Raw genomic sequence first — 25,111 nt, 5'->3', positions numbered from 1 at the left:
CTCTCTGATTAGTCAGAGAGTTTTTTTATTTTTACATTATGAAAAAGATTTACGTACTATCAGCAGTATTATCTGCATTCTATTTACAGGCTCAGTTTACTGTTACAGTACAGACACCTGCAGATTTTAAAGAGCAGGATGCTATTCTATATACATTAAACGGTTCAAAAGATATCATTGCTTCTAAAGAACAGAATAAAAACAATGTATGGACATTTAAATATCCTAAAAACTATTCGGGTATGATGAAAATCTATTTTCCAAATACCAATAATACATTTAGTTTTATTTCTGAAAATAAAAATGTGAGTGTAAAGTTAGTAACAGAAAATAATAAGGTTAAAGATATTATTTACCAGGATGAGGCAAATGATTTAATGAGTAAGATACAGGAAGGATCTCAAAAGAAAGAATTGATTTTACCTGCTTTGGCTCAAATAAAAGAATACTATAAAGAGAATACCGATTTTGGTAAAGCTTTAAAAACAGAGATTAACAGACTTTCTGGTGGTATTGGTTCAGTAGATCAGGCTCAGCATCCTTTTATTTACTATTATAATACTAATTATAGTAAATTTTTGTCGGCAGATAGCTCAAAAAAGGTTACTCAGGATGATATCGTAAACTTTTTAGATAAATCTAATGATCTTCTTGAAAGCTCATCATTATTAAGACCTATACTTGTTGCTTATTTGAATACGGGAGGTAATGCGAATGTTGGCGCGTCAGTAGACAAGCTTTTAGATACTTTAAAAGTAGAAACTCCACGTGGGCAGACTGTTTTATCTGAATTGATTGATATCTTTGATGTATATGACATGAATGACCTTAAGGATAAGTATCTAAGCCTTGCTAAGAATCTAAAATGTACGATTAATGATAGGTTAGCTTCAACTCTTAAATCAAATTCTAATGTTGAGATGGGGGCTACTTTTCCAAATAACAAGTTTCAGTCTCCTATGAATACAACAGCTAAGTCATTGTATGATGTAAAGGCTGATAAAAAAGTGATTGTTTTCTGGTCTTCTACTTGTTCGCACTGTGAAACAGAACTTCCAAAGTTATTGGAAAAATATAATGAGTTAAAAGCTAAAAATATTCAAATCGTAGGACTTTCTTTGGATACAGATAAAGATTCATATAACAAAAAAATAAGTGTATTCCCATGGGTTAATGATTCAGAATTGAAGGGATGGAACAGTAGTTATGTAGATACATACAATGTTCATGCAACTCCGACGTATTTTATTTTGGATGCTAACAATAAGATAATCAACAAACCAGATCATGTTGGTGATGTTTTGGAATATTTTAAGATAAAATAATTTTGGTAGTAAGTAAATATTTTCTATATTTGCACCACCAAAACGGCGAGGTAGCTCAGTTGGTTAGAGCGCAGGATTCATAACCCTGAGGTCACGGGTTCAATTCCCGTCTTCGCTACAATAGCGAGAAAAACCGCAACATTACGTTGCGGTTTTTTTGTTTTTATATTTAAAGAATATCAACTTTGATATCCCAATAATTTTCTAATTTGGTAGAAGAACCTTTCAATAAGTCTTAGGTCCTGCGTTACAATCTCAGCACTACCTCTTAATTCTTTATCAAACACTAAGTTTTTATTATAGCTCGTCTTTAAACCTTTTGGAAGAACAACGTCTACATAATAATTTCCTTTATCATCTGAAGACAAAGAAATATTTTGAACTCTACCTTCTACAATACCGTATTCCTGGAAGCGATAATTGTCAAGTTTAATTAAAACTTTTTCTCCCGGAGTTATCTTACCAGAATTGGTTGCCGGTACAGACATTCTCCCTACTAATTTATCCTTGTTTTTTGGAAGAATGGATAAAATAGCATCCCCGGCTTTTATGAACTGATTTTCGCCAAAAAACTGCTGAAAACTAGCTACCCCATCTGTGGATGAAATAACCAAGTAATTCTGTTCCCATTGTTTTAAGGATTTTCTTAGCTGTTCAAATAATTGCAATGTTTGGGAAGAGTAGTTGATTTTATCTTTTTCAGTATTAATCACGGTACCGCTTTTTGTCTTATTAACATTAGAAATACTTTCTTCCATTTGTGATAATGAAATATTGATGTTTTCTAAATTCTGTTGAGCTTGCAGGTATTTTATTTTTTCATTTTCAAGTTCCATTGCGGCAATCACTCCTTGATTGAACAATTCCTGTGAACGCTGGTAACTTTTCTTTGTAATCTCATACTTCGCTTGCTCTAGGCTTTTTTGCTGTTTCATCGTTAAGATTCTGAGTTTATATTCAGATAAACTTTGATTGGCTGCTAAGCTTTCCGGAGCATAAGGCTGTAATCTTGTGAAAAGTTCTTCATCCTGAAAAGCTTTTGCGAAATTATTATAATCACCTTGTAATTCACCCAGTTTAAAGTGTGAACTCTGCTGAACTGGAAATGAACGTAGCTGATTGGGAGAAATAGAATCTACAAGCTTTTTAAGCTCTAAAATATCTTTGTAATTAGCTGCTGACTGCATGACCATCAAAACTTCATTTTTTTTAACCTCTTGATGGTCTTTAATGAAGATTTTTTCAATTTTGGTACTTATCCTTGCTTCTAGCTTTTCCGGAGGATTTTGTGAAGTCACAACAATTGGTGCCGGAATGAATTCCGGATATTTTATGACATAGCTCATTATCAAAATAAGCAGTAGTATAACGAAAATAATAGTATTTCCCCAACGGATCATCCAGTGGGGTGGTCGTGTAAGAATGTCCTGAACACTTTCAGAACGTAATTCGATGTTATCTAAGATATCTTTGTTAGTTTCCAAGTTCCAATTGATTTTTTACCAGTCTGTAATATTCGCCTTTTAACGCCACTAATTCTGTATGGCTACCTTCTTCCACTACGTTTCCTTTATCTAAAACAATAATTTTATCTGCATGTTTTACAGTGGAAAGCCTATGAGCAATAACAATAGCCGTTTTTCCTTTAAAGAATTGTTCAAGATTTTCCATAATGATTTTTTCATTATTGGCATCTAATGCTGATGTGGCTTCATCAAAGAAAATATATTCCGGAGATTTATAAACTGCTCTTGCAATGAAAAGTCTTTGTTTTTGACCTCCACTTACTCCTAAACCTTCATTTCCGATTTTTGTATTGTAGCTTAATGGCAATCCTTCAATAAATTCTTTAATATTGGCAATTTCTACTGCTTTTTTTAATTTTTGTTTATCAATATAATCTTCACCTACTCCAATATTATTGGCAATAGTATCATTGAAAACATATCCTTCCTGCATTACCACTCCACATTGATCTCGCCAATACCTTGGGGATACATTCTTTAATTTTGTATTTCCTATTTTAATATCACCTTCATTAGGTTCATAAAATTTCATTAATAGCTTTAAAAGGGTGGTTTTTCCACTTCCACTGGCCCCAACAATGGCTGTTGTTTTTTGATAGGGAATACTTAAGCTTAAGTTTTCAAAAACAAAAGCATCAGAACCAATATATCTGAAGGACATATCTTTGATTTCGATATCTTTTTGTGGAAGTTCGGTAACATATTGCTCTTCTTTATTTTCTTCATCATCTTTATCATGAATTTCACCGAGTCTTTCAAGAGAGATCTTAGCATCCTGAAATTGTTTAATGAAATCAATAAGTTGTAGAAGTGGACTATTAAGCTGACCAATAATATACTGTACGGAAAGCATCATCCCTAAAGTAAGATTTCCTTCTAATACCAATTTAGCAGAAAGAAAACTTACCAGAATGTCTTTCATTTGATTGATGAAATTTCCTCCGACCGATTGCCACTGCTCTAATGATAGAGATTTAATTCTGATCTTAAATAGTTTTACCTGCAAAAACTCCCAGTCCCAACGTTTTTGCTTTTCGGCGTTATGCATTTTAATTTCCTGCATTCCGTTGATCAGCTCAATCACTTTACTTTGTTCTTGTGAGACCTGTGAGAATCTTTTATAATCAAGTTCTTTTCTTTTATTAAGAAAGAAAGTGATCCATCCGATGTACAATGCTGCACCTATAAGATAAACGACAAATAATCTGTAATCATACAACAATAGAACAATGCTGAAAATAACAAGATTCACCAATGAGAATAATGTATTTAAAGACGAACTAGTCAGAAGCTGCTCTATTCTGTGGTGATCATTGATACGCTGCATAATATCACCCGTCATTCTTGTATCAAAAAAACTTATGGGAAGTTTCATTAGCTTGATAAAGAAATCTGAAATAATGGAAATATTAATTCTGGCGGAAAGGTGGAGTAGGATCCAGCTTCTTATTATTTCAATACCCATTCTGCCTAAGAAAAGCATGACTTGGGCTAATAAGACAACATAGATAAAATTTAAATCCTGATTTTGTATTCCGACATCGACAATACTTTGCGTAAGGAAAGGGAAAATTAATGATAGTAAACTTCCCGCTAAAAGTCCAACCGCTAGCTGAGCGACTAAAGATTTATACTTTAATAAGTATTTTGAAAGGAAAGTAAAACTAGCCTTGCTTTCTTTATCATCAAATTCAGTTTGAAAAAATGCAGGGGTCGTTTCTAAAATAAGAACAATACCATCTTCTGTTTTTTCATTAGAATTTTCCCCAATCCATAATTTGATGAACTCATCTCTGGAATAGGTAATCAGCCCATAACTTGGATCTGAAATATATACTTTATTATTTTTATCGATTTTATAAACGACAACAAAATGATTTTTGTTCCAGTGTACAATGCAGGGGAATGGAACTTCCTCTGTAAGGGTTTCAAAATCAATTTGAACACCCAATGAACGAAAACCTAAGTCTTCAGCTGCATCGCTTAATCCTAATAGGCTACTGCCTTCTCTGGTTGTCTCAGAGAGATTACGGATTTGTTGTAAGGAAATGCTTTTTCCATAATGTTTGCTTACGATACGAAGACATGTAGGGCCACAATCCTTGGAGTCAGGTTGGCGGTAAAAAGGAAAAGGTTTCAACTTCAATGATCTATCTATTTGTTTATAATAAGTTGCCGCCTTTTCTTGGCGACAACTTTTCTCTTATGTTTAAAAGTTTATTGACTTTTAATAATGGCTAGTAGCAATATCTATTGCAATAACGTATACAGAAATTAAAATCAGGATTTGAAAAAGTAGCCTCACAAGCTGCTAATGTAGAGAAGCATGCAGTAGATGCAGCTTGTCCTCTTGCACATTCTTCTGTGATTCCTCCTTTAAGTGCTTTTAAATTTTCTCTAGAAAGTTTTCTTAGGTTTTTCATGATATAAAATTTTGCAATTACTAGTCAATTGGATAGTACGTACATAGATATGTTGATGGGCTTGCTCCCGCAATTGTTCTGCATGCACCATTTGAACAACACCAGCCTGACCCACAATCTCCATCTAATGGACACATTCTAAGGCCTCCTTTAACCATTTTTAAATTTTCTCGTGATACTTTTCTTAAATTTTTCATAGTAATAGATTTTAGTGTTTCCTACTCTTTTTTAAGCTTTTCGGATATCGCTTTTAATTTGTCCTAAGATAGTGAATTTTCATAATTTGGAAATAATTTTCTTTCAAATTCCTCGTCTTCTATTAAATCGGTAATAAAATACCAAATATCTTCACGATCATATTTTTCAGGGAATTGATATCCGTTAATGATAAACACAGGAGTAAAATTTAACCCTGCATTACTATTTTCACCAGACATTTGTATTAAAGGCATTAGATCTTCATTATTAGAATTGGTTCCGGCTAGTTGTCGGATGTTATTTTCATTTTTATTTTCAAACCAAGTATCTACAGTTTTTAAGAATTCTTTTTCAGGTCTGTTCTTATAAATATGAGTGAAATCAGAAATCAGATTCGTGAATTTTTCATTGGCTCTTTCAGGAGTATAATTGAATCTTATTTGCGCTGAGATCTGATTCGGGTATCTTTCTAATAATTGCTCTGTTATTTTGTGAGCGTCTTTACAAAAACCACAGTAAGGGTTTGAAACGATAGAAATGTGAAGTTTAGCATCTTTGTTTCCTAAAGAAAATGTTTCATTGTCATTAAATTCAATTTTTTCTTTTTCAGTAAGTTCTCTTTTGAAAAGATCATAATTTCTTTTGAATCGTAGATTTTTAGCGTTAGATTTTTGTAATGTTTCTTTTTCCTGAAGTAAATTATTTAAAAATAAAACAACAGAGAAAGAAGACAACCACAATACAATACTTAATAAAAGTACTTTAGGATCGAAAACGAGGGTTTCAAAAAGGAAAGTGCTAATTACAATCTGAGCAACAAGAACAGATATAATTAAAAGACATACACGGCAAAATGTTTTTTCTACGAAAGCTTGGATGTATACCGAATAGCCGATTGCTATAAGTGAAGCAAAAGTAAAACCTTTAATTACAAATCCTGTGCTTGGTAAAAATAATCCCAACACCGTAATTCCGATGAAATAAATAAGGGAAAAATCTGAGAATTTAAGTCCTAAAATACTCGTTTTGTCTTGTGTAATAATTTTATTACATGAGTTTACATTTTGAGTAGCTGATGCACCACCACCACAAATACTTCCTATGACAGCAGACGTATTTCCAAATTTTTGATTAAAGATTTCAAGGGAAATATATACCCCAATTATTGATAAAACATTGAATGCAGTCTCGTACCAAGAATGGTTGAGTATAGAATAGATTAGGATGATTCCTAAAACGGCATAAATAAATGGATTGAAATTTAAAGCAGATTTATTCTCTGCTTTTTCATCCTTTTCAAAAAGCAATACAAAGTCTGTTGAGCTCTTATGAAGTTCTTCTTTATTTAATGTTTTAGTTTTATCTGAATAAACTGAAAATTGAGTGCCGGCTTTTTTAACCAAAGAAAAAGAATTATCTACAATGGCAATAAATTCTTCTGGCAATTCATCCCAATATTCTTTGTCTAATTCGTAGGCATCATTTTTTACTCCCATGAAGTTTAATGTATCACTAAAAGCCAATGCTGACGGGTAATTTGGATGAGAATTAAACTGAAAAATAAATTCCTGTTTATCGAGTTTAAGATAGTTGATTAGTTTATCAAAAGTCATGTTAATATTTTTAACTAAAATACACAGATGTTTTGAAAAAACAAATGTTTTTTCATTTTAACGTGACTTATGTTGATTTTTTATAAAATTTCATACAGATGCCTATATGATTGCAATACTTTTATAAACGATTATAAATTATAGTAATTATAAATTAATCTTCAATCCACCTAAAACATAGCCATTTAGAGCTGTTATAGAAGATTCATCTATACCTAACTGACTTGTAGAACTGTTAATGTATTGGAAAGAATTAAGATTGAGAATATTATTGAATAAAAGATTATACTCAAAATTAGACTTTTCTTTTCGGTAAGAAATTTGACCACCTAACAAGAAATTTTTTAATGTATTTTGTTCTGTTTTTTGAATTAAATATTCACCTAGAACATTGGTAATCCATTCTTTATTTATATTGGCTCTTATTCCTAGAGATAATTTTAAATAATCCTGTTTGGAAGTTATATCATAAAAGCTTTGTTCAAAAATACTTTTGGTAAAAGTATACCCCAAATCAAATTGCAGTGGCTTGTTTCTGAAATTTGTCGAAATCTTTTGAGATAATTCCAAGTTCTTTATTGTTGAAAAATTATTATTATCACTAATAAAATTAGCATTCTTATTTACCATACCCGTTAGCTTTGATTTCAAGGTGTAATTCTTGCTGAATCTCATATCGTTTGCAAATAGGAAGATATATTTATTATTAATTTCTCCGATAGTATTTTCTATACCTGAAAATGTACCATAATTTGTGATATTGGTTGTGAAGCTGGGTTTAATTTTACTGTACATAAACATGAAGAATAAATTATTTCCCTTTTCAAAATTGAATCGATGCCAAGTAAATTTATAATTATCTGTTTTACTTAATAAATCAGGGGTAAGTAAAGTGTTTTTGTAAAAGGATAAATCTTTTGTGTATAATGCATTGTATTGAAGAAGTTTTAAACCTGGGATTTCATACTTTGTATTATATTCCAATCCAAATTCACTAATTGCAGTTATCCCGGGGTTAAATTTTATGCTGAATCTTTTTTCGAAATAATGTTTATTACTTTCATTAATCGTAATAAAATTTGAACTTAGAGAAGCTGAAATGTCAAATTTTCCTAATTTTTTATAAATGTTTAAATCATTAATATAATGGTAATTTTTTAGAGTTCTGTTTTCAACTGCTTGAGAAAAAACTTCTCCAAGATCAGAAATATCTTTTTTGTAAGAAATTCCCGAATGGAAATTGAAATTTAGGATTTGATTTTTGTTCTTGAAATAAAAGTCAAATCCGTATTTATTGGAGTTTGTTGCATATCGTTGAGATAAAAAGGGCGTATTTCCCAAAAATAACTGAGTGTTAGAGTTAATATCCAAGTCTCCCGTATAGTTTTCATTGAGCTGACTTAAGGTAAATATTAATTTAGAATTTAGAATGTCTTTATTCCAAGAAAGGAAATTACCTATACTGCTATTTTTTGTTTTATTTTGTACTTTGTAATAACTATAATCTACTGATGATCTGTTAATATCCTCATTAAAATTATCCTGAGTAGGATTGTACCCAAAATTATAATATAAAAAGCTATTGTCTGAAAATGTCTTCTTTATTTTAATTTGAGTCGTTCCAAAAAAACCTCTGTTATCCTCTTTTTTTTGTTCTAAGAAATTGAAATTTTGTGGCTGTCCGTCAAAAGCTATTCTTTTTGAAGTAGAGAGTTTTTCTAACCGAGCATTATTGAAGATAGAAAAAGCAGTAACGGTTATATTTTTTTTAGATTTGGAATATTGTAAAGCTCCAAACTGATTGGCTTTTGATTTTACCTTTCCATCATTATTCAGAAAACTTGGAATGTCTATATTATTGTTAGTTCCTGAGTTTTCAATGTTTTCCTGAGTATTCATTTCGTAAAAATCCATGAAATTAATTGGGTCTTTTGCAATGTTATTGGCATCTGCAATTAATGCTAAATTACCTACTTTACCGAATTTAAATAAATTAGCATGACCTAAATAAGAATTTTTAGTTCCATAATTTCCTTCTATATTTCCAGTGACTTTTCCTCTGTATTCATCTTTCAGTTTTAAATTAATGGCAGTAGAACGATTTCCGTTAATAGTATTGAAGTTTTGCCAAAGGTCAATCCCTTCAATCATGTTAGCTGAAATATTTTGAGTAGCCATTTTATGGTTTTTTCCAAAAAATTCGTTTCCTTCCACTAAAACCTGCCCTACAGTATTTCCTTTATAAGTTACTTTACCATTTTCGTTGATGTTTAGCCCCGGAAGTTTTTTGATTAAATCTTCTGTCGTTCTTTCAGTGCCGTCTCTTACAGATTTAAGATTAAAAGCAATAGTATCTTCCTTAGCCGTGGCAATCTTTGGGCGGGATTTTATTTCCACTTCTTGAATCTCTGTAATTTGTGATTCTAACTGAACCTCAAAATTTAATTTTTCATTGGTATCTATTTCTACCAATTTTGTTTTATAAAATACAGAAGTAAATTTCAACGAAAAAACTCCCTTTTCAGAGAGAGGGAAAGTACAAAAGCCTCCATCATTTGTTTTTTGAAAGTCCAATGTTCTACCATTTTTTAGAAGCTGTACATTAGCTTCAGATATTGGTTTCCCATTAGTATCTTTTACTTCAATATTTATATTTTGTGAAAAGTAAAAAGAGAAAAATAGAGAGAAAATAGGAACTAGAAATTTTAATTTCATTGTGCTTTTGAATTAAGAGTATCTTATACTTCTAAGGCTTTTACTTTGCGATGATATGTATTTAATATTAGACTTCACGAAGTGGGAGGCTCAGAATAACAGATTGAAAAAGAGTTTTTATTATTGTTCAGGAGTCTATAGTCTTATTTCCTGGATAGTTGGCTTAGTGTTTATTTCTCTTATTTCTTGCATTCTTTTTGTAAACTCTTCTCCTTTGTATACTTTTAGTTTTGGATTTATTTTTTCTACTTCACTTTCTTTGGCTTCATTGCTTATTTTTACAGCTGTCATCGTATAAGTTGGTGCTTCTATTCTTAAAACAACCCCAGGGAAAGTATTAAAACCTAATGGTCCAGTAGATACAGGGATATCTTCAGTATACCATATTTTTGTAATTTGCCCATTAATAAGAGTTACCTCTACTAATTTACAATGATAATTATCAATCATCTGAATATCATCTTTGTATTCGATGTTTTTATAATTCATTTCTATATAGCCATAAAATTCGTCGTTAAGACGTGGGAAGCTTTGGTACTGGTAAGAACCTTTTTCATTTTTTATATGGTATATCTTTATTTCTACATCTTTAAAGATTTCCTTTTTGGTTTCCTTATTAGAGTCGTCTATTTGTTTAGTTCCTGCATCGTGTATGAAAGTAGCTCGAGGAATATTTTTAAAAAAAGAATTTCCATTGGCATAATACAAAAAATTCTTTTGTGGAGTTTTACGTCCCATATTCACTTTTTGATTATACTCTTTGGACATTGTTGGACTTTCAAAATCTTGAAGCTCCGTTCTTTCATATTCTATTTTCAGATGCTGCCCAAATACATTATTTAGCAATACGGATATAAATAGAAGTAATACAATATTTATTTTCATAAGATGATAATATTAAATTTAAAAGTGCATCACAATTCGAAAATAATGATGCACTAAACTTTGATTTATTAATCTCAAATTTTAGCACCAATAGCTATAGTGAGTATAATATCCTACTGTATGAGTAACAACTGTATTAGATTGCATATCATAATAACTTTCTTGCTGCTCAGAGTAAACAAGTTGTCCACAAATTTTCTTAGGCGAAACAACTTCTTTCTCGGAAGAAGGAGTGATTTTTTCTAAAGTTATAGTTTTTTCAATTTTTAAATTGTTTGTAGTTGATGTAGCATTATCTTTAGCAAAAGCTAATGTAGTTCCTGCGATTAAAAATGCGCCCAATAATAATTTTTTCATTTTGTTAATTATTTAAATTTAGTATTTTTTTTTGTCATATAACCCCTGACACGGGTTTTTGCTGATCAGCTTTATATCTGTAATTTTTGTACTGTACACATACAAAAAATAAAATATTTGTGTTTTTACCTGAAGCAAAGATGCAAGTGCATTTTCGATGGTGCAAGAAAAGCATATCGGAATTTATAAAATTAGAGTAAATTATATAATGAATTGATGAATTCCGATAAGAGATCTATAGGTTTGGTTATTAATGATATGTATAGATGATATTAATTATTCAAAATTTTGTATTATTGTATCATTAAACACACAATGCAAAAAAAACCTCATATTTTTGTTGGTTCTTTGTCTGAATTTATTCTTTTCACGAAGTATAAGAAAGTTTCATATACCAGATTTTTTACAAGTTGAAACTTTTGTCCAACTATAAATTTGCTATAGTCAAATGTTTAGGAAGAATCATATTAAAGCGGAAGTTTATGCTATTACTTTTATCAGTAAAGCAAAAAAAGAGAAAGAATAGACTAAATTACTTATTGGCTTAATGATCCTAGAGTATATCCATGGAAGCTTACAAAGTTTGCCGTTAAATTATTGGCTAATAATATTTCTGGAAATTTAATTCTTTTGAAAATGCATTACAAAGGAGGATATGAAAAAGATATACCTTTAGTACAACGATATGCTAATTTAGATGATACTTTGTTTTTACATTCTGGCAATTAGGCCATCAGATTATCAGCCTAAAGAAAATATAAAAAAATAAGTTTCTTTATTTAAACATATGAAAAAAACACATTTTATTTTCCTTATCAATTATTTTATTTTTTGCACTTTCATTAATGCTCAAAAAAGTAATTTAGCACCATCAAAACCAGTTACTGATGAATATTTTGGAACTAAAATGGTTGATGATTACAGAAATTTAGAAGATTTAGAAAATCCTCAGACAATGGATTGGATGAAGTTACAAACAGCTTATACCAATTCGGTTCTTGATCTCATTCCTAAAAGGAATTATTATTTAGAAAAAAGATTAGAGTTTGATAAGAGACAAGGATTTTCTGTATCTGATCTGAAAGTTACAAATAATGACAAATATTTTTATTTAAAGAAAAAAGGGGATGAAAAAGTAGCTAAATTATATTATCGAGAAGGATTTCAAGTAAAAGAAGAACTGCTTTATGATCCTGTCAGTTACAAAAAATCAGAGACTAATCATGAGTTTGTAATCAATTACATAAGTCCAAGTTGGGATGGTAATAAAATTGCTATTTCTATGTCTGAGAAAGGAAATGAATTGGCAGATGTATTGATTATGGATGTTAAAACAAAATATATTCATCCCGAAGTTATTACGAATACGGCCCCTGCTACTTTTGATGGAATAAAATGGGTAGATGATAACAGTGGTTTTTTCTGTGTGGCTTTATCTACAACAGATCCTAAGTCTAAGGACTTTTATAAAAATACACAAACGGTTTTGTATAAGTTGGGAACAGATCCTAAAACAGCAATTGATGTTTTTTCATCTAAAAACAATCCTGATTTGCATATATCTGAAAACCAATTTCCTATGGTCTTAAGTTTTGATCAAATTGATAAGTATTATATTGGAATGATCGTTGATTATCAATCTTACAGAAAAACATTTATAATCAGTAAGAAAGATTTATTGGCAGGTAAGAAAAATTGGAAACCATTTTCTAATTCAGATGATAAGGCTAAGAACTTTGATTTTTGGAATGATAAGGTTGTTTTTCAATCTTCCTATAATTCATCTCTTAATAAGTTGTGTAGAACAAAGATTGCTAATCCAGATTTTAAAAATGCGGAAATATTGGTTCCCGATAAAAAAGATGAAATTATTAATAGTTATAGAATAACTAAAGACGGTATCTATTATGTCACAAATAAAAATGGAGTAGAAGCTAGGCTATATTTATACAAGGATGGAAAGGATATTCCAATTACACTTCCTTATCCATCTGGAAATATTGATTTACAGACTAAAGGAGATAACAATTCAGATATTTGGATCACTTGCTCTGGCTGGGCTAATGAAGAGCAACGTTTTAAATATGATGTAAAAGCTAAAATCCTTACACCAGAAAATCTTACTCCTGTTACAGAATATCCTGAATTTAATGATATAATTGTTAATGAGATTACCATAAAAGCTAGGGACGGAGAAGAAATTCCAGTATCATTACTATATAATAAAAATATAAAAAAAGACGGTAAGAATATGGTACTCATTGATAGCTACGGTTCTTATGGAATATCCTATACTCCTTTTTTTGCTAAAATGTATTTACTATGGGTTAATCAAGGAGGAATGGTAGCTATAGCTCATGTAAGAGGTGGAGGTGAGAAAGGAGAAAGCTGGCGTCTGGGAGGACATAAAGAAACAAAGCCTAATACTTGGAAAGATTTAATAGACTGTACCGAATATCTGATTAATGAAAAATATACATCTAAAGATAAAGTTGCTATTTGGGGAGCAAGTGCAGGAGGTATTACAGTAGGAAGAGCAATGACGGAAAGGCCTGATCTTTTTAAAACCGTTATTGCCGAAGTAGGTGTTTTGAATATACTTAGAGATGAAGTATCACCTAATTCTCAACCAAAAGAATTTGGAAATATAAAAGATCCAAATGAATTTAAAGCATTATTAGAAATGGATGCTTATCATCATATAAAAAAAGGAGTAAATTATCCTGCAACCTTTATAACAGGAGGAATAAATGATCAAAGAGTGATTGTATGGCAACCTGTAAAGTTTGCAGCTAAATTGATGGCTAATGATACCTCTAATAATCCAATATTACTAAAAATAGATTTCGAAGGCGGGCATGCAGGTAATGTTCCTGTTTCACAACGATATGCTAATTTAGGAGATATGTTTGCTTTTGCTTTTTGGCAATTAGGACACCCAGACTATCAGCCAAAATCAACCACAAAAAAATAAAATGTCCCGTTTTCCTTATAATTTCTTCGATAATTATGTATTTCGTACGCCCTTGTTTTTACGAAAAAACTTTTATGATCAATTTAATAAGGAGAAATTATCTGATGATGAATTAAAAGCGATTTGTGAAAATCCTGTTTTTCAGGAAGCAATTTATTTGGCATCACCTTATTTATATGAAGAACTCAATCTTTGGCTGTATTCAGAAAAAAACTTAACACAAAAACAACATAAAAAACTAATACATACCCTACTGAAATACTATGGCCGAATGAGTCCACGCTGTACGCCATTCGGCTTGTTTTCAGGAGTTGGGTTGGGAAGATTTAGTAATGATGAATTGATTCTGAGGACTAAGACTTCAACTCCGTCAATCCTAGCAAGGGATACAAGACTGGATATGCATTTTTTGGTAGCCCTATCAAAAAAATTAACCTTAATACCAGACATTAAAACTCAATTACTTTTCTTTCCTAATAATAGTATTTACAGAATAGGAGATAAAATCCGTTATATAGAATACGAATATCATAATGGGAAAAGAGCGTATGTTATTTCATCGGCTCTATTTTCAGAAGAATTAAAAAAAGTTTTGCACTTTTCAATAGAAGGTAAGACGTCATTACGGATTTCAGAAATCCTTGTGAATAATGAAATAACATTAGAAGATACCACGGAATTTATTGAAGAGCTTATAGAGAATCAGGTTTTAGTAAGTGAGCTTGAACCGAATGTTTCGGGAACCGATTTTCTAGATGAAATCATTTCTGTTTTAAGTAGGATAGGTGCTGAGAAAGAAAGTTCAATTGTAATTTCGATAAAAGAAAAATTGATTGGATTGGATGGGCAAGTTGGAAATTCAATTTCATTGTATAGTGAGATAGAGAAACTCATTCAGTCTTTTCAAATAGAATACGAACAGAAATATCTTTTTCAGACCGATTTATATTTTCAAAATACATTTGAACTTCCTAATCATTGGAAGAAAGAACTAAAAAAGGGAATTAGTTTTATCAATAAAATTACCTTACTTCAACAAGATACTCATCTTAGTAAATTTAAAAAAGCATTCTATGAAAGGTTTGAAAACCAAGAAATGCCTTTGTCGATTGTTTTGGATACTGAAGTTGGAATTGGATATAAACAAAATATTCAATTAAAAGGAGTTCATCCTTATTTAAATGATCTCGAGCTTCCATTTTCTAAGAATCTTCAGGATTTTACCATTAAAATTAATCCGATACATAAAATATGTAATGATAAACTACAGGAAGCTTTATTTGAAAATCAATTTGTAATTGAATTATTTGATGAAGATTTTAAAGACTTCGAAGAAACTTGGGATGATTTACCCGATACCATATCTTTTATGTCAGAGATTATTTCAGAATCTGGGGCAGAGAAACTTGTACTGGGTGGTGGAGGAGGTAGCAGTGCTGCTAATTTATTAGGAAGGTTTTGTTCAGAAAAATCAGAAGTACAAAATCTTACCAAAGAGATTGTTCAAAAAGAAGAAGCTTTACATCCAGATTACATTTCTGCAGAAATTATTCATTTACCGGAAGCAAGAATTGGTAATGTTATAAGAAGGTCCTCATTGAGGAATTATGAGATTCCTTATTTAGCGCAATCTATTTTGCCCAATGACAATCAAATTCCGATTGATGATTTATATATTTCGTTACAAAATGATAGACTAGTGCTGCGCTCTAATAAATTGAATAAAGAAGTTAAGCCTTATCTTACGAATGCACATAATTATTCTTCAAACTCATTGACTGTTTATCATTTCTTATGTGATTTGTATTCGGAAAATAAAAGAAGTGGGTTATATTTTGATTGGGGTGATTTAAAATATATATATATATTTCTTCCAAGAGTAGAGTATAAAAATATAATTCTATCAAAAGCGCAATGGACAATTAATGAGGAAGACATTGGTACTTTATTTTTATTGATGAATGATGCAATACAGTTTCTAAACGAATTGAAAAATTGGCGATTAAAAAGAAAAATTCCAGCATGGATTCAATGGATTAAATATGATAATACGCTAACACTGAATTTAGAAAACTATGATCTTGCTCAGATTTTTTTGGAAACTATAAAAAAACAAAAATCGATCGTCATTGAAGAATTCCTATACAATGAAAATGATGATTACATGCGCCAGTTTGTTTTTTCAATGTATAAAGATAAGTAATGGAGATAACAAGAAATTATATTCCGGGAAGTGAGTGGCTATATCTGAAAATCTATACAGGTATAAAGACTTCGGATATTCTTTTAGAAGAAGCAATCCAACCATTGACTACATCCTTTTTAAATAATGATCTTATTAAAAAATGGTTTTTTATTCGATATAATGATCCTAAGCCTCATTTGAGAATTAGATTTGAATTATCTGATCTTACTGACTACAATGAAATTTTTTCAATGATTCAGGATGCTTTTAAGCCTTACACAGAATCTGGAGAAATTGCGAATTTCGTTGTAGATACATATCGTAGAGAATTAGAAAGGTACGGTACAGAAACAATGGAAGCTGCCGAATATCTTTTTTTTGAAAATAGTGATTTCTTTCTCAAAGAATGCTTACACTTAGACGATGAAGAAAAAATTATTATCTCCTTGTTTTATATTGATCAGAAGTTGGATCTTTTACATTTATCCATTAATGAAAAATTGTTTTGGATAAAAGATTTTAATGATGGTTTCAAAAAAGAATTCAATGCAGACAAAAATCTAAATAGTCAGCTTGATAAAAAGTATAGACTTTTCAAACCGAAATATCTTGAGTTTATTGAATCTGATGAATATGGTGATTTTAGAGAAAAAGTCGAAACCCATATTCTAGAACTTAAACCTATTGTGGAAAATATAGTTTCAAACACAGTTTCTTCAAAATCTTTTTTCCAGAGTATATTTCATATGAATATCAATAGAATGTTTGTATCTAATCAACGACTTTTCGAAATGATAATTTATGATTATTTGCTTCGTTATTATAAGATGATTTATTTTCGGGAACAAAAATAAGCAGGCTATAATTTTCCTGTACTTTTAAATTACTCTTAATTTGAATGTTAAATGAGTGAAATTATTTTTTCAATAAATTCACGAAATGATGAATGTTTTATCCTCAAACAAACGTTTGATTTATTGGTTTTATTGGCTTAAAGTAAACTTCGAAATACATTTTTATTACTTTATTAAAGCTTTGGTGATAAGTATTTTAATAGGGTTTGAACTCAAGTGAACTTAAAAATTCATAAAGTTTTCATAAAGTTTGAAAAAAGAAGTAAAATGTTTTTGTAGTTATAAAATAAATTGTACTTTTACATCGCCTTGAATGAGGGAACAAGTCAAGGTAATAAATTTTTTTTCATCATTTGTGTTTTTAGAATCGTATCGCCTGATACGATTCTTTTGTTTTTAGTTACTTTTCGTAATTTAATAATAAGTCGATAAAGTAGGAGTAGGTAATAGATCCTTCTTGTTGATTACTTTTAAGGAAAAGGTTGTTTGTAAAGCCAAAGAATTCATCCAGCCAGCCTTGATGTCTTAGAATAAAACTCTTTTCATAAGATCTGTCTCTTTTCATTCCTGCAGAATAATTTTTCAAAATAGATTTTACAAATTCAGGATCATTTTCAACAATAAAACGCAAAAGACTTTTTAAGGTAAAGTATTCGGTGCTATATCTCAGTTCTACATTTTTCGAATGAACTCCAATTAAATACCCTATAAAATTGGCCTCCTGTTCTCTTGCGAAACCTAGCTGATGAGAGCTTTCATGAGCAGACGTAAATGGAATGAATGTAGACGGTAATTCGGCGTTGTATTGAGCTTCCGCAGTAAAAGGATTGTAGTATCCTAAAATCCCAGTAAAACTCATTACATTCTTAAATAAACTAGGTTTAAAGGAATTAATTTGTGGCGCTTTCTTATCTGAAATGTATCTTGGAAGCTGCTGTTGTTGAAAAAGAATTTCCTTTTGAATAGCCTGTAGATCTTTTACAACAAAAATTCCATTTTTGTCTTCTTGTACAAGTGCTCTTGTTGCTTTGCATTTTTCAAGATAAACTAAAGCTAGGGTCTTTGCTTTAGCTAAATTCGGTTCTTGCTGATGAGAAAGTTTTTTAATGATCGGAGTCTGGAAGTATAACATTCCCCAAAACATTTGATAGGTAAAGTATAAGATATTAATAATGAATAAAAGCCTCAAAAAAGAATAGCTTCTGCTTTTCTTTTTAAAACAGGAAATGATAGAGTACAAAAGAAAAATGCCCAATATAATATAAAGCAAATCTCCAAATGAGAAAGGAATCCATGAGAAGATGTGTTGATGGAGACTTTTCTGAAACTCAAAAAAACGTTCGAAAAACGAGATCATTAAAGTAGATCTCGAAAAAACATAAAACAAAAGAATTTGGACAACTAAAATAGTTGCCCAAAATGTCTTTTTATAATATATTTTTGTGCGGTTAGTGACCACTACCTTTTGTTATTTTATCTAAATCAATTCCTTGAGCTTTCAATATTCCAGTTACAGTGATTGCGTAAAATGCCAAATAAGCAAAACAGATAACCCCTATGATATAACTTGCATGAATACTTATTAAGTCAGCTACATATCCTTGAACAAGACTTACAATTCCACCTCCCATAATCATCATGATCAGTAGTCCTGAACCTTGGTTGGTGTGTTTTCCTAGTCCATTGATCGCAAGAGCGAAGATACATGGCCAAAGGGTAGAGCAGAACAACCCAACGCTGGTGAATGCATATACAGAAACCATTCCTGTAGTAAACATACCAATGAGTATAGCAGTGATTCCTGCACATGAGAAAATAAGCAGCATTCTTGCAGGGTTTCCTTTACTTAGGATATCACAGATGATCATCGCAATAATAATAAGTCCATACACGTAGAATGGAGCTAAATCATGATGGGCGATAGCATTCACCAATAAGAATAATCCAAAAGCTAAATACGGTGCTAAAAATCGTAAGATCTTTTTGAATCCTGCACTGAAATCAAATGCTTCTACAGCACCTGTCCAACGTCCGATCATCATAGATGCCCAATATAAAGAAATATAAGGGGCTACATCTTTTGTTTCAAAACCTAAGTCTTTTTCCATATAAGCAGGTAGATTACTTGCTGTAGATACTTCTACCCCTACGTAAAGAAATATAGCAATCATTCCTAGAACTAGCTGAGGGTATTTTAAAGCTGATTTTCTGTGTGATCCGGGAGCAGAGTCGTCAGTATTTTCAATATTGGTAGGCGTAATTGCAGGAAGTGAAGAAAACTTCAGTAAAAAAGCAACCACTGCAAAGGCAGCTCCTAAAATAAGAGATTAAAGGGACTTCAACTTTCTATACTAGCTCTGTATTCTACGGCGCATTCTAACGCCGAAAATAGCTATGAAGAGAAATACTAGAGCAATTACGCATCTATATTCTTAGTCTTTAGATTGTCTCCTTACGTGTAAGATCCTGTTTCAAGGACACTTCGTGAGATGGACCGTATTCAGAAATAAGATAAGGGATCTTCACACTTTCTATACTAGCCTCTGTATTAGCCGCACTTGCTGAACCGAAAATAGCGAAAGAAACAATCAATGGACCTATTGTAGTTCCTAGGTTGTTAATGCCTCCTGCCATTGTTAATCGTTGAGATCCTGTTTCAGATGGACCTACTTCAATGGCTAGCGGATTGGCTACGATCTGTTGTAGAGAAAAGCCTAATCCTACAATGAATAATCCGGAGATCATCAACGGGAACGATCCCATGTTGGCAGCCGGATAAAATAATAGGGTTCCTGCTGCGGAAATAAGAAGACCTATTATTAAACCGTTTTTATAACCGATTTTATTAATTAAATCTTGTTTCAGCCCTTTTGAAACAGCCATATAAATTAATGAACCTACAGTATATGCTACGTAGAAACAAATCTGGACGAGCATACTTTCGGTTTGTGATAAGTTGAAGGCTTTTTTAAATACAGGGATCAGGATGTCGTTACTTGCAGCGACAAAGCCCCAGAAAAAAAATACAATGACTAGCGGAAGGAATTGCCCCCAATTAGTTTGTTTAGAATAATTTGACATGTTTGTTAAAAATTTCTTAATAACAAATATAATTATTTCTTTTAAATAGAACGTTCTAGCAAGGTTTTTTTTATTTCCTCAAAAGCTTCTGTTTTCAGGTCTTTCGGAGAGGTTGAAGGTTCTAAAATTCCGTTAAAATAAACTTTTACTTTACCGGGGCAACCTTTTGTGTTATCAAACGGAAAAATTTCCTTTAATCCAACGAAAGTATAGATTGCGATAGGAGATTGATGTTTTGAAGATAAAGTGAAAGCGCCATCTTTAAATTCATCTAAAATAACAGAAGTATCATCCGGAACACCACCTTCAGGAAAAATTACAATGCTGTTTCCTTCTTCCATTTTCTCGGCACATCTTCTGTAAACATCGGCGCGGCTTCTTGCGCTGCTTCGGTCTACCATTACACATATCCTTTTATAGATGGTTCCGAAAATTGGGATTTTTACCAGTTCTTTTTTTCCGACGAAACATACCGGATGTTTGGAACATAAAATACACATCAGCATAATATCCATAATAGAAGTATGGTTGGATATAAAAATGTGTGGTTTGTTTCTATCTGCTTTTTGGTTAGAAAGATTAATGATCTCATATCTTAATCCCATTCCGTAGAACATGGCATAGCTCCACATCCTTATAAATTTATAAGCGTATTTATAATGTCTTTTATTAAAAGATAATATATAGACGGGGATCCCGAAAAGGATGGTTAGAACAAAGGCTAAAATCAACAGCCAGAATCTCCAGAGATAATTTAAAATCTTTATCACAAATTAACCGTTAAAAATTACTTTCTTCTTGATAGAATAATTAAGAATGGAAACCAATAATATTGCAGCAATCTTACTGGTTATTTCAGGGCTTAAGGTATAAAAAATTAAATTGATATTGTCTTTAAATATAAAGCTGTAAAAAATCTGGAAGAAGCTTAGGCTTAATATTGTCGAAATAAAAGAAACCACCATAAAGTAAGCAAACTCTTTTCTTTTAGAGTGTTTTCCTCTTTCAAATACAAACCAGATACTCAGGAAGTAATTGGTAATGATCCCGCAGCTTGTGGAGAAAATATTACTTAGCGGATAGTGTATTCCGTGAAAGTTGGTTTCGTTGGATAAAAATTGAGGCAGATAGGTACTGAAGGCTTTAAAACTTCCAATTTCTATAATAGCGCTAAGTCCTCCCGCAACAATGAAGAACAAAATTTGTTTTTGACGTAGTATGATCTCTCTCATCCTGATTTTATGATATGCAAATTTATAACTATATGTTAAACACTAAAAAAAGATGTTAAATATTTTTTTACATGAAAAATATTTCTAATTTTAATTTTCAGAATGATGTAAAACAAACCTGGTAATAAATTCATTTTCAACTATTTGTGTTGATGGTTTTTCCTATCTTGTAATGCGCGATTGAAGCGTACTCCCACCAATCTATTTACCATTTAATAACAATATTTGTATGAAAAGTCAAAACAAATACAGAAAATTTCAGCTTCAACAAACTAATATTGAGGCATTAGAGAAAGAAAATTCTCGTTTCAAACGAGTGTATTCTGAATATGAAAATATGTCAAACGAACTGTGGAATCTTGAGAATTCAAACGATAAGCCTGTTCCGGATGATTTTATTAACGCAATAATTCTTCAGGCTTCATATCTTGAAGAAGAAATTGAAGATTGGTTAATACAATTCAACAACCAAAAAGCTGATATAAAACATTAGTCATTTAAGGTAGCTTCTAGCGTGTTTGTAAAGGCTAATTAAAGATAAATTCATAATTTAGCATCCTTAAACTAAAATGAAAATATGGTTGCTATTGTTGATAGTGGTTCTACTAAATCAGACTGGGTAATACTTGATGATTTCAAAAAGGTTTTTCTAAAAACAGAAACCATAGGTTTCAATCCCAATTTTATCAACATAGAACTTATCGTTCCTGAGATAGAAAAGAATAATAATTTAACATCTGTTAAGAACTCTATTACCAAGGTGTTTTTCTATGGTTCGGGTTGCGGTGTAGAAAAAAACCGCCAAACGATAAAAGAAGAGATCAGTAAGGTTTTCATCAATGCAACAGTTATTGTGAAAGAAGATCTTATGGCTGCTGCTTACGCTGCTTATAGCGGAAAGCCTGCAATCGTTTGTATTATGGGAACAGGTTCTAATTCTTGTTATTTTGATGGGGAAAATTTAACCATCAAACTTCCTTCTCTTGGTTTCTTAATGGGAGATGAGGGAAGCGGAAGTGCTATTGGGAAACAATTGGTGCGTAGATTTTTTATGCAGAAACTTCCTCAGGATCTTCATGATGAATTCAATGAAGTGTATAACTTAACGATTGATGATGCGTTGAAAAACATGTATCATATCACAAGGCCTAATGCGTATTTAGCTGCTTTCAACAAATTTGTGATCGAAAGAAAAGAGCATCCGTATCTTAGAGAGATGGTTTTAGAAGAGATGCGAAGTTTCTTCGATTATCAGGTTCTTCCTTATGAAGAGTCTAAACATGCCGAGATTAATTTTATCGGTTCTATTGCTTATTATTACGAAAATATTCTTCGTTCTGCTGCGGCAGAGCTTAATTTAAATGTGGGACATATTGTACAAAAGCCTATCGAAAGCTTAGTAGCGTACCACATTAAATATATACTTTAATAAAAAATAAAATTCTATGTCAAATAAAACCCACCGCGACGAAAAGAACTTCAATCAGGCCGCGTTAGATTACCATAAAGCTGAACCTAAAGGGAAAATTGAAGTGATTCCTTCAAAACCGCACTCTTCACAAAGAGACTTGTCTTTGGCATATTCTCCGGGAGTAGCAGTTCCTTGTATGGAAATCTATGAAAAGCCTGAAACGGTTTATGATTATACAGGAAAAGGAAATTTGGTTGCTGTAATTTCTAATGGAACGGCAGTTCTAGGATTGGGTGATATTGGAGCAGAAGCTTCAAAACCGGTAATGGAAGGGAAAGGTCTTTTGTTTAAGATCTTTGCAGATATCAATGTTTTTGATATTGAAATTGATGAAAAGGATCCGGATAAATTTATTCAGATTGTAAAAGGAATTGCTCCTACTTTTGGAGGGATCAACCTTGAAGATATTAAAGCTCCTGAAGCTTTTTATATTGAACAAAAGTTAAAAGAAGAATTGGATATTCCTTTGATGCATGATGACCAACACGGAACAGCAATTATTTCTGCTGCTGCGTTAATCAATTCATTGCAGATTGCCAATAAGAAGATCGATGAGGTGAAAATGGTCGTAAATGGAGCAGGAGCTGCAGCCATTGCTTGTACCAATTTGTATATTTCTTTAGGGCTGAAAAGAGAAAATGTTCTCATGTGCGATAGTAAAGGAGTTATCAATCATAAAAGACAAAACCTTACACCGGAAAAAATAGACTTCATTGCCAATACAGATATTGAAACATTAGAAGATGCTGTAAAAGGTTCTGATGTGTTCATCGGATTGTCTAAAGGAAATGTAATGACGCCTGAAATGCTAAGCAGCATGACAGAAAATCCTATCGTTTTTGCATTGGCAAATCCAGATCCAGAGATTGCTTATGACCTTGCTCTTGAAACTCGTAAAGATGTTATCATGGCAACAGGAAGAAGTGATTATCCTAACCAGGTTAATAATGTATTGGGATTCCCTTATATTTTCCGTGGAGCATTGGATGTTCAGGCAAAAGGAATTAATGAAGAAATGAAGTTAGCGGCTGTTCATGCTATTGCAGATTTGGCGAAAGAACCAGTTCCTGAAGCGGTAATTTTAGCGTATAACGTTCAGAATTTACAGTTTGGTAGAGAATATTTCATTCCGAAACCTTTTGATAATAGATTGATCACTAAAGTTTCAAGTGCTGTTGCAAAAGCAGCGATTGATAGTGGTATTGCCAGAAAAACAATTGCAGATTTCGACGAATATGAAAATCAGCTTCTTGATAGAATGGGAAGAGATGAGAAGTTGATAAGAATGATGCAGAGCCGTGCAAGATCAAATCCTAAAAGAGTTACTTTAGGAAATGCTGAAGAATATAATGTATTGAAAGCTGCTCAGATTCTTTATGAAGAAGGAATTGCTTTTCCTAGCCTTTTAGGGAATAAGCAATATATCAAAGAACAGATGGAGCGTTTTGGAATTCAATTAGATGTTCCAATTATCGATCCAAGTGATGATGATCAAAAAGAAAACAGAAAAAAATACAGAGAAACACTTTGGAAACTTCGCCAAAGAAAAGGATTGAACGAGTATAAAGCGAAAAGATATGTTCGCCAGAGAGATTATTTTGGTCCGTTAATGTTAAAACATGGAGATACAGATGCCTTAATTGTTGGTTTTTCTAAAAACTATACTTCTGTATTACGTCCTGTATTAGAGGTGATCGAAAAAGATAAAGGAGTAGACAAAATTGCTGCAATGATGATGATCTTATCAGAAAAGAAGCCCATTTTCTTTGCTGATACTTCTATCAACCAAAACCCGACGGCTGAAGATCTAGTTAATATTGCTAAAATGGCTGAAATGACTGTGAAGTCTTTCGCTATTGAACCAAGAATTGCCATGTTAGGATTCGAGAATTTTACAGCAATGGCTGATACTTCTAAAAAAATGGCTAAAGCAGTAAGTATTCTTCACGAAAAATATCCTAAAATGGTTGTTGATGGAGAAATTCAACCTGATTTTGCGATGAATGCGGATCATTTAAGTGATTACCCTTTCTCTAAATTAGGAACAACGCCGGCAAATACATTCATCTTCCCGAATCTTGAAAGTGCTAATTTATCATACAAAATCATCAGAGGTATGAAAGTTGCTCAGGTTATAGGACCAATTTTGATGGGATTAAAACAGCCTGTTCACGTTTTACAAATGCGTTCTAGTGTAGACGAAATTGTAAACTTAGCAACAGTTGCCGTTCTTGATGCTCAGAGAAGAGAGAACAAAAAATAATAAAACACA

Annotated in this window: 17 protein-coding genes, 1 tRNA gene and 2 pseudogenes; 8 read left to right on the top strand and 12 right to left on the bottom strand. The window is 31.6% G+C overall.

Annotation, left to right across the window (positions count from 1 at the left end; all coding sequences use genetic code 11):
• The first annotated feature begins 38 nt into the window (after positions 1-38).
• Complete coding sequence (locus AMQ68_RS17385) at positions 39-1,325, top strand: peroxiredoxin (protein WP_054511884.1); 1,287 nt, start codon at positions 39-41, stop codon at positions 1,323-1,325.
• A gap of 44 nt (positions 1,326-1,369) precedes the next feature.
• Positions 1,370-1,443: transfer RNA gene (locus AMQ68_RS17380), tRNA-Met, on the top strand.
• Between the two features lie 61 nt (positions 1,444-1,504).
• On the opposite strand, the gene AMQ68_RS17375 is transcribed toward AMQ68_RS17380, so the two are convergent.
• From AMQ68_RS17375 to AMQ68_RS17345, 7 genes are all read right to left on the bottom strand, one after another.
• Positions 1,505-2,809 (bottom strand): HlyD family secretion protein, encoded by a 1,305-nt coding sequence (locus AMQ68_RS17375; RefSeq protein ID WP_054511883.1) that lies wholly within the window; start codon positions 2,807-2,809, stop codon positions 1,505-1,507.
• Positions 2,799-4,991, bottom strand: coding sequence for a peptidase domain-containing ABC transporter (locus AMQ68_RS17370; protein WP_054511882.1), 2,193 nt, complete (start codon positions 4,989-4,991; stop codon positions 2,799-2,801). The genes AMQ68_RS17375 and AMQ68_RS17370 overlap by 11 nt, the downstream gene beginning before the upstream one ends.
• A gap of 97 nt (positions 4,992-5,088) precedes the next feature.
• Complete coding sequence (locus tag AMQ68_RS17365; RefSeq protein ID WP_054511881.1) at positions 5,089-5,274, bottom strand: hypothetical protein; 186 nt, start codon at positions 5,272-5,274, stop codon at positions 5,089-5,091.
• Positions 5,275-5,534: 260 nt separating this feature from the next.
• Complete coding sequence (locus AMQ68_RS17360; protein WP_054511880.1) at positions 5,535-7,085, bottom strand: thioredoxin domain-containing protein; 1,551 nt, start codon at positions 7,083-7,085, stop codon at positions 5,535-5,537.
• A gap of 147 nt (positions 7,086-7,232) precedes the next feature.
• Positions 7,233-9,800 (bottom strand): carboxypeptidase-like regulatory domain-containing protein, encoded by a 2,568-nt coding sequence (locus AMQ68_RS17355; RefSeq protein ID WP_054511879.1) that lies wholly within the window; start codon positions 9,798-9,800, stop codon positions 7,233-7,235.
• A gap of 135 nt (positions 9,801-9,935) precedes the next feature.
• The gene (locus AMQ68_RS17350; protein ID WP_054511878.1) at positions 9,936-10,685 is read right to left on the bottom strand and encodes a GLPGLI family protein; all 750 of its coding nucleotides are present in this window, start codon (positions 10,683-10,685) and stop codon (positions 9,936-9,938) included.
• A gap of 81 nt (positions 10,686-10,766) precedes the next feature.
• On the bottom strand, positions 10,767-11,042 hold the full coding sequence (locus AMQ68_RS17345; protein ID WP_054511877.1) for a hypothetical protein: 276 nt from the start codon (positions 11,040-11,042) through the stop codon (positions 10,767-10,769).
• Between the two features lie 787 nt (positions 11,043-11,829).
• Here AMQ68_RS17345 and AMQ68_RS17340 point away from each other — a divergent pair.
• Genes AMQ68_RS17340 through AMQ68_RS17330 form a run of 3 tightly spaced genes read left to right on the top strand, consistent with a single transcriptional unit; the run spans position 11,830 to position 17,055 of the window.
• A complete protein-coding gene (locus AMQ68_RS17340; protein ID WP_054511876.1) occupies positions 11,830-14,016 on the top strand; it encodes a prolyl oligopeptidase family serine peptidase in 2,187 nt (728 codons plus the stop codon).
• A gap of 1 nt (position 14,017) precedes the next feature.
• Positions 14,018-16,219 (top strand): lantibiotic dehydratase family protein, encoded by a 2,202-nt coding sequence (locus AMQ68_RS17335; protein ID WP_054511875.1) that lies wholly within the window; start codon positions 14,018-14,020, stop codon positions 16,217-16,219.
• Entirely contained in the window at positions 16,219-17,055 is an 837-nt protein-coding gene (locus tag AMQ68_RS17330) for a thiopeptide-type bacteriocin biosynthesis protein (protein WP_054511874.1), read from the top strand. The genes AMQ68_RS17335 and AMQ68_RS17330 overlap by 1 nt, the downstream gene beginning before the upstream one ends.
• 400 nt (positions 17,056-17,455) lie before the next feature.
• Here the strand turns inward: AMQ68_RS17330 and AMQ68_RS17325 are convergent, their stop codons facing one another.
• The 5 genes and pseudogenes from AMQ68_RS17325 to AMQ68_RS17305 form a co-directional block, all read right to left on the bottom strand.
• Positions 17,456-18,412: a DUF3810 domain-containing protein gene (locus tag AMQ68_RS17325; RefSeq protein WP_241775169.1), complete on the bottom strand. Its 957-nt coding sequence runs from the start codon at positions 18,410-18,412 to the stop codon at positions 17,456-17,458.
• Positions 18,413-18,503: 91 nt separating this feature from the next.
• Positions 18,504-19,397: pseudogene (locus AMQ68_RS17320) on the bottom strand (MFS transporter); the annotation flags it as partial.
• Positions 19,398-19,560: 163 nt separating this feature from the next.
• Positions 19,561-20,136, bottom strand: a pseudogene (locus AMQ68_RS17315) (MFS transporter); the annotation flags it as partial.
• A gap of 41 nt (positions 20,137-20,177) precedes the next feature.
• The gene (locus AMQ68_RS17310; protein ID WP_082384141.1) at positions 20,178-20,906 is read right to left on the bottom strand and encodes a 1-acyl-sn-glycerol-3-phosphate acyltransferase; all 729 of its coding nucleotides are present in this window, start codon (positions 20,904-20,906) and stop codon (positions 20,178-20,180) included.
• Positions 20,907-20,909: 3 nt separating this feature from the next.
• A complete protein-coding gene (locus AMQ68_RS17305) occupies positions 20,910-21,368 on the bottom strand; it encodes a GtrA family protein (RefSeq protein WP_054511872.1) in 459 nt (152 codons plus the stop codon).
• A gap of 229 nt (positions 21,369-21,597) precedes the next feature.
• Between AMQ68_RS17305 and AMQ68_RS17300 the strand changes: the two genes are divergently transcribed.
• From AMQ68_RS17300 to AMQ68_RS17290, 3 genes are all read left to right on the top strand, one after another.
• Positions 21,598-21,861 carry a hypothetical protein gene (locus tag AMQ68_RS17300; protein WP_054511871.1) on the top strand — a complete coding sequence of 88 codons (264 nt, stop codon included), beginning with the start codon at positions 21,598-21,600 and terminating at the stop codon, positions 21,859-21,861.
• Positions 21,862-21,945: 84 nt separating this feature from the next.
• Entirely contained in the window at positions 21,946-22,797 is an 852-nt protein-coding gene (locus AMQ68_RS17295; protein WP_054511870.1) for a BadF/BadG/BcrA/BcrD ATPase family protein, read from the top strand.
• 16 nt (positions 22,798-22,813) lie between these two features.
• A complete protein-coding gene (locus AMQ68_RS17290; protein WP_054511869.1) occupies positions 22,814-25,102 on the top strand; it encodes an NADP-dependent malic enzyme in 2,289 nt (762 codons plus the stop codon).
• Positions 25,103-25,111 lie beyond the last annotated feature (9 nt).

Origin of the sequence: Chryseobacterium sp. ERMR1:04 (assembly GCF_001297705.1) — a bacterium.
In the GTDB taxonomy this organism is placed as follows: Bacteria; Bacteroidota; Bacteroidia; order Flavobacteriales; family Weeksellaceae; genus Chryseobacterium.
This window is presented reverse-complemented; position numbering and strand designations above follow the sequence as displayed.

Excerpts from the sequence above, each read along its gene's own strand:
- AMQ68_RS17350 (WP_054511878.1), bottom strand. The coding sequence starts at position 10,685 with ATGAAAATAAATATTGTATTACTTCTATTTATATCCGTATTGCTAAAT.
- AMQ68_RS17330 (WP_054511874.1), top strand. The coding sequence starts at position 16,219 with ATGGAGATAACAAGAAATTATATTCCGGGAAGTGAGTGGCTATATCTG.
- AMQ68_RS17295 (WP_054511870.1), top strand. The coding sequence starts at position 21,946 with ATGGTTGCTATTGTTGATAGTGGTTCTACTAAATCAGACTGGGTAATA.
- AMQ68_RS17385 (WP_054511884.1), top strand. The coding sequence starts at position 39 with ATGAAAAAGATTTACGTACTATCAGCAGTATTATCTGCATTCTATTTA.
- AMQ68_RS17365 (WP_054511881.1), bottom strand. The coding sequence starts at position 5,274 with ATGAAAAACCTAAGAAAACTTTCTAGAGAAAATTTAAAAGCACTTAAA.
- AMQ68_RS17335 (WP_054511875.1), top strand. The coding sequence starts at position 14,018 with ATGTCCCGTTTTCCTTATAATTTCTTCGATAATTATGTATTTCGTACG.
- AMQ68_RS17345 (WP_054511877.1), bottom strand. The coding sequence starts at position 11,042 with ATGAAAAAATTATTATTGGGCGCATTTTTAATCGCAGGAACTACATTA.
- AMQ68_RS17325 (WP_241775169.1), bottom strand. The coding sequence starts at position 18,412 with ATGATCTCGTTTTTCGAACGTTTTTTTGAGTTTCAGAAAAGTCTCCAT.
- AMQ68_RS17360 (WP_054511880.1), bottom strand. The coding sequence starts at position 7,085 with ATGACTTTTGATAAACTAATCAACTATCTTAAACTCGATAAACAGGAA.
- AMQ68_RS17355 (WP_054511879.1), bottom strand. The coding sequence starts at position 9,800 with ATGAAATTAAAATTTCTAGTTCCTATTTTCTCTCTATTTTTCTCTTTT.
- AMQ68_RS17300 (WP_054511871.1), top strand. The coding sequence starts at position 21,598 with ATGAAAAGTCAAAACAAATACAGAAAATTTCAGCTTCAACAAACTAAT.
- AMQ68_RS17305 (WP_054511872.1), bottom strand. The coding sequence starts at position 21,368 with ATGAGAGAGATCATACTACGTCAAAAACAAATTTTGTTCTTCATTGTT.
- AMQ68_RS17290 (WP_054511869.1), top strand. The coding sequence starts at position 22,814 with ATGTCAAATAAAACCCACCGCGACGAAAAGAACTTCAATCAGGCCGCG.
- AMQ68_RS17340 (WP_054511876.1), top strand. The coding sequence starts at position 11,830 with ATGAAAAAAACACATTTTATTTTCCTTATCAATTATTTTATTTTTTGC.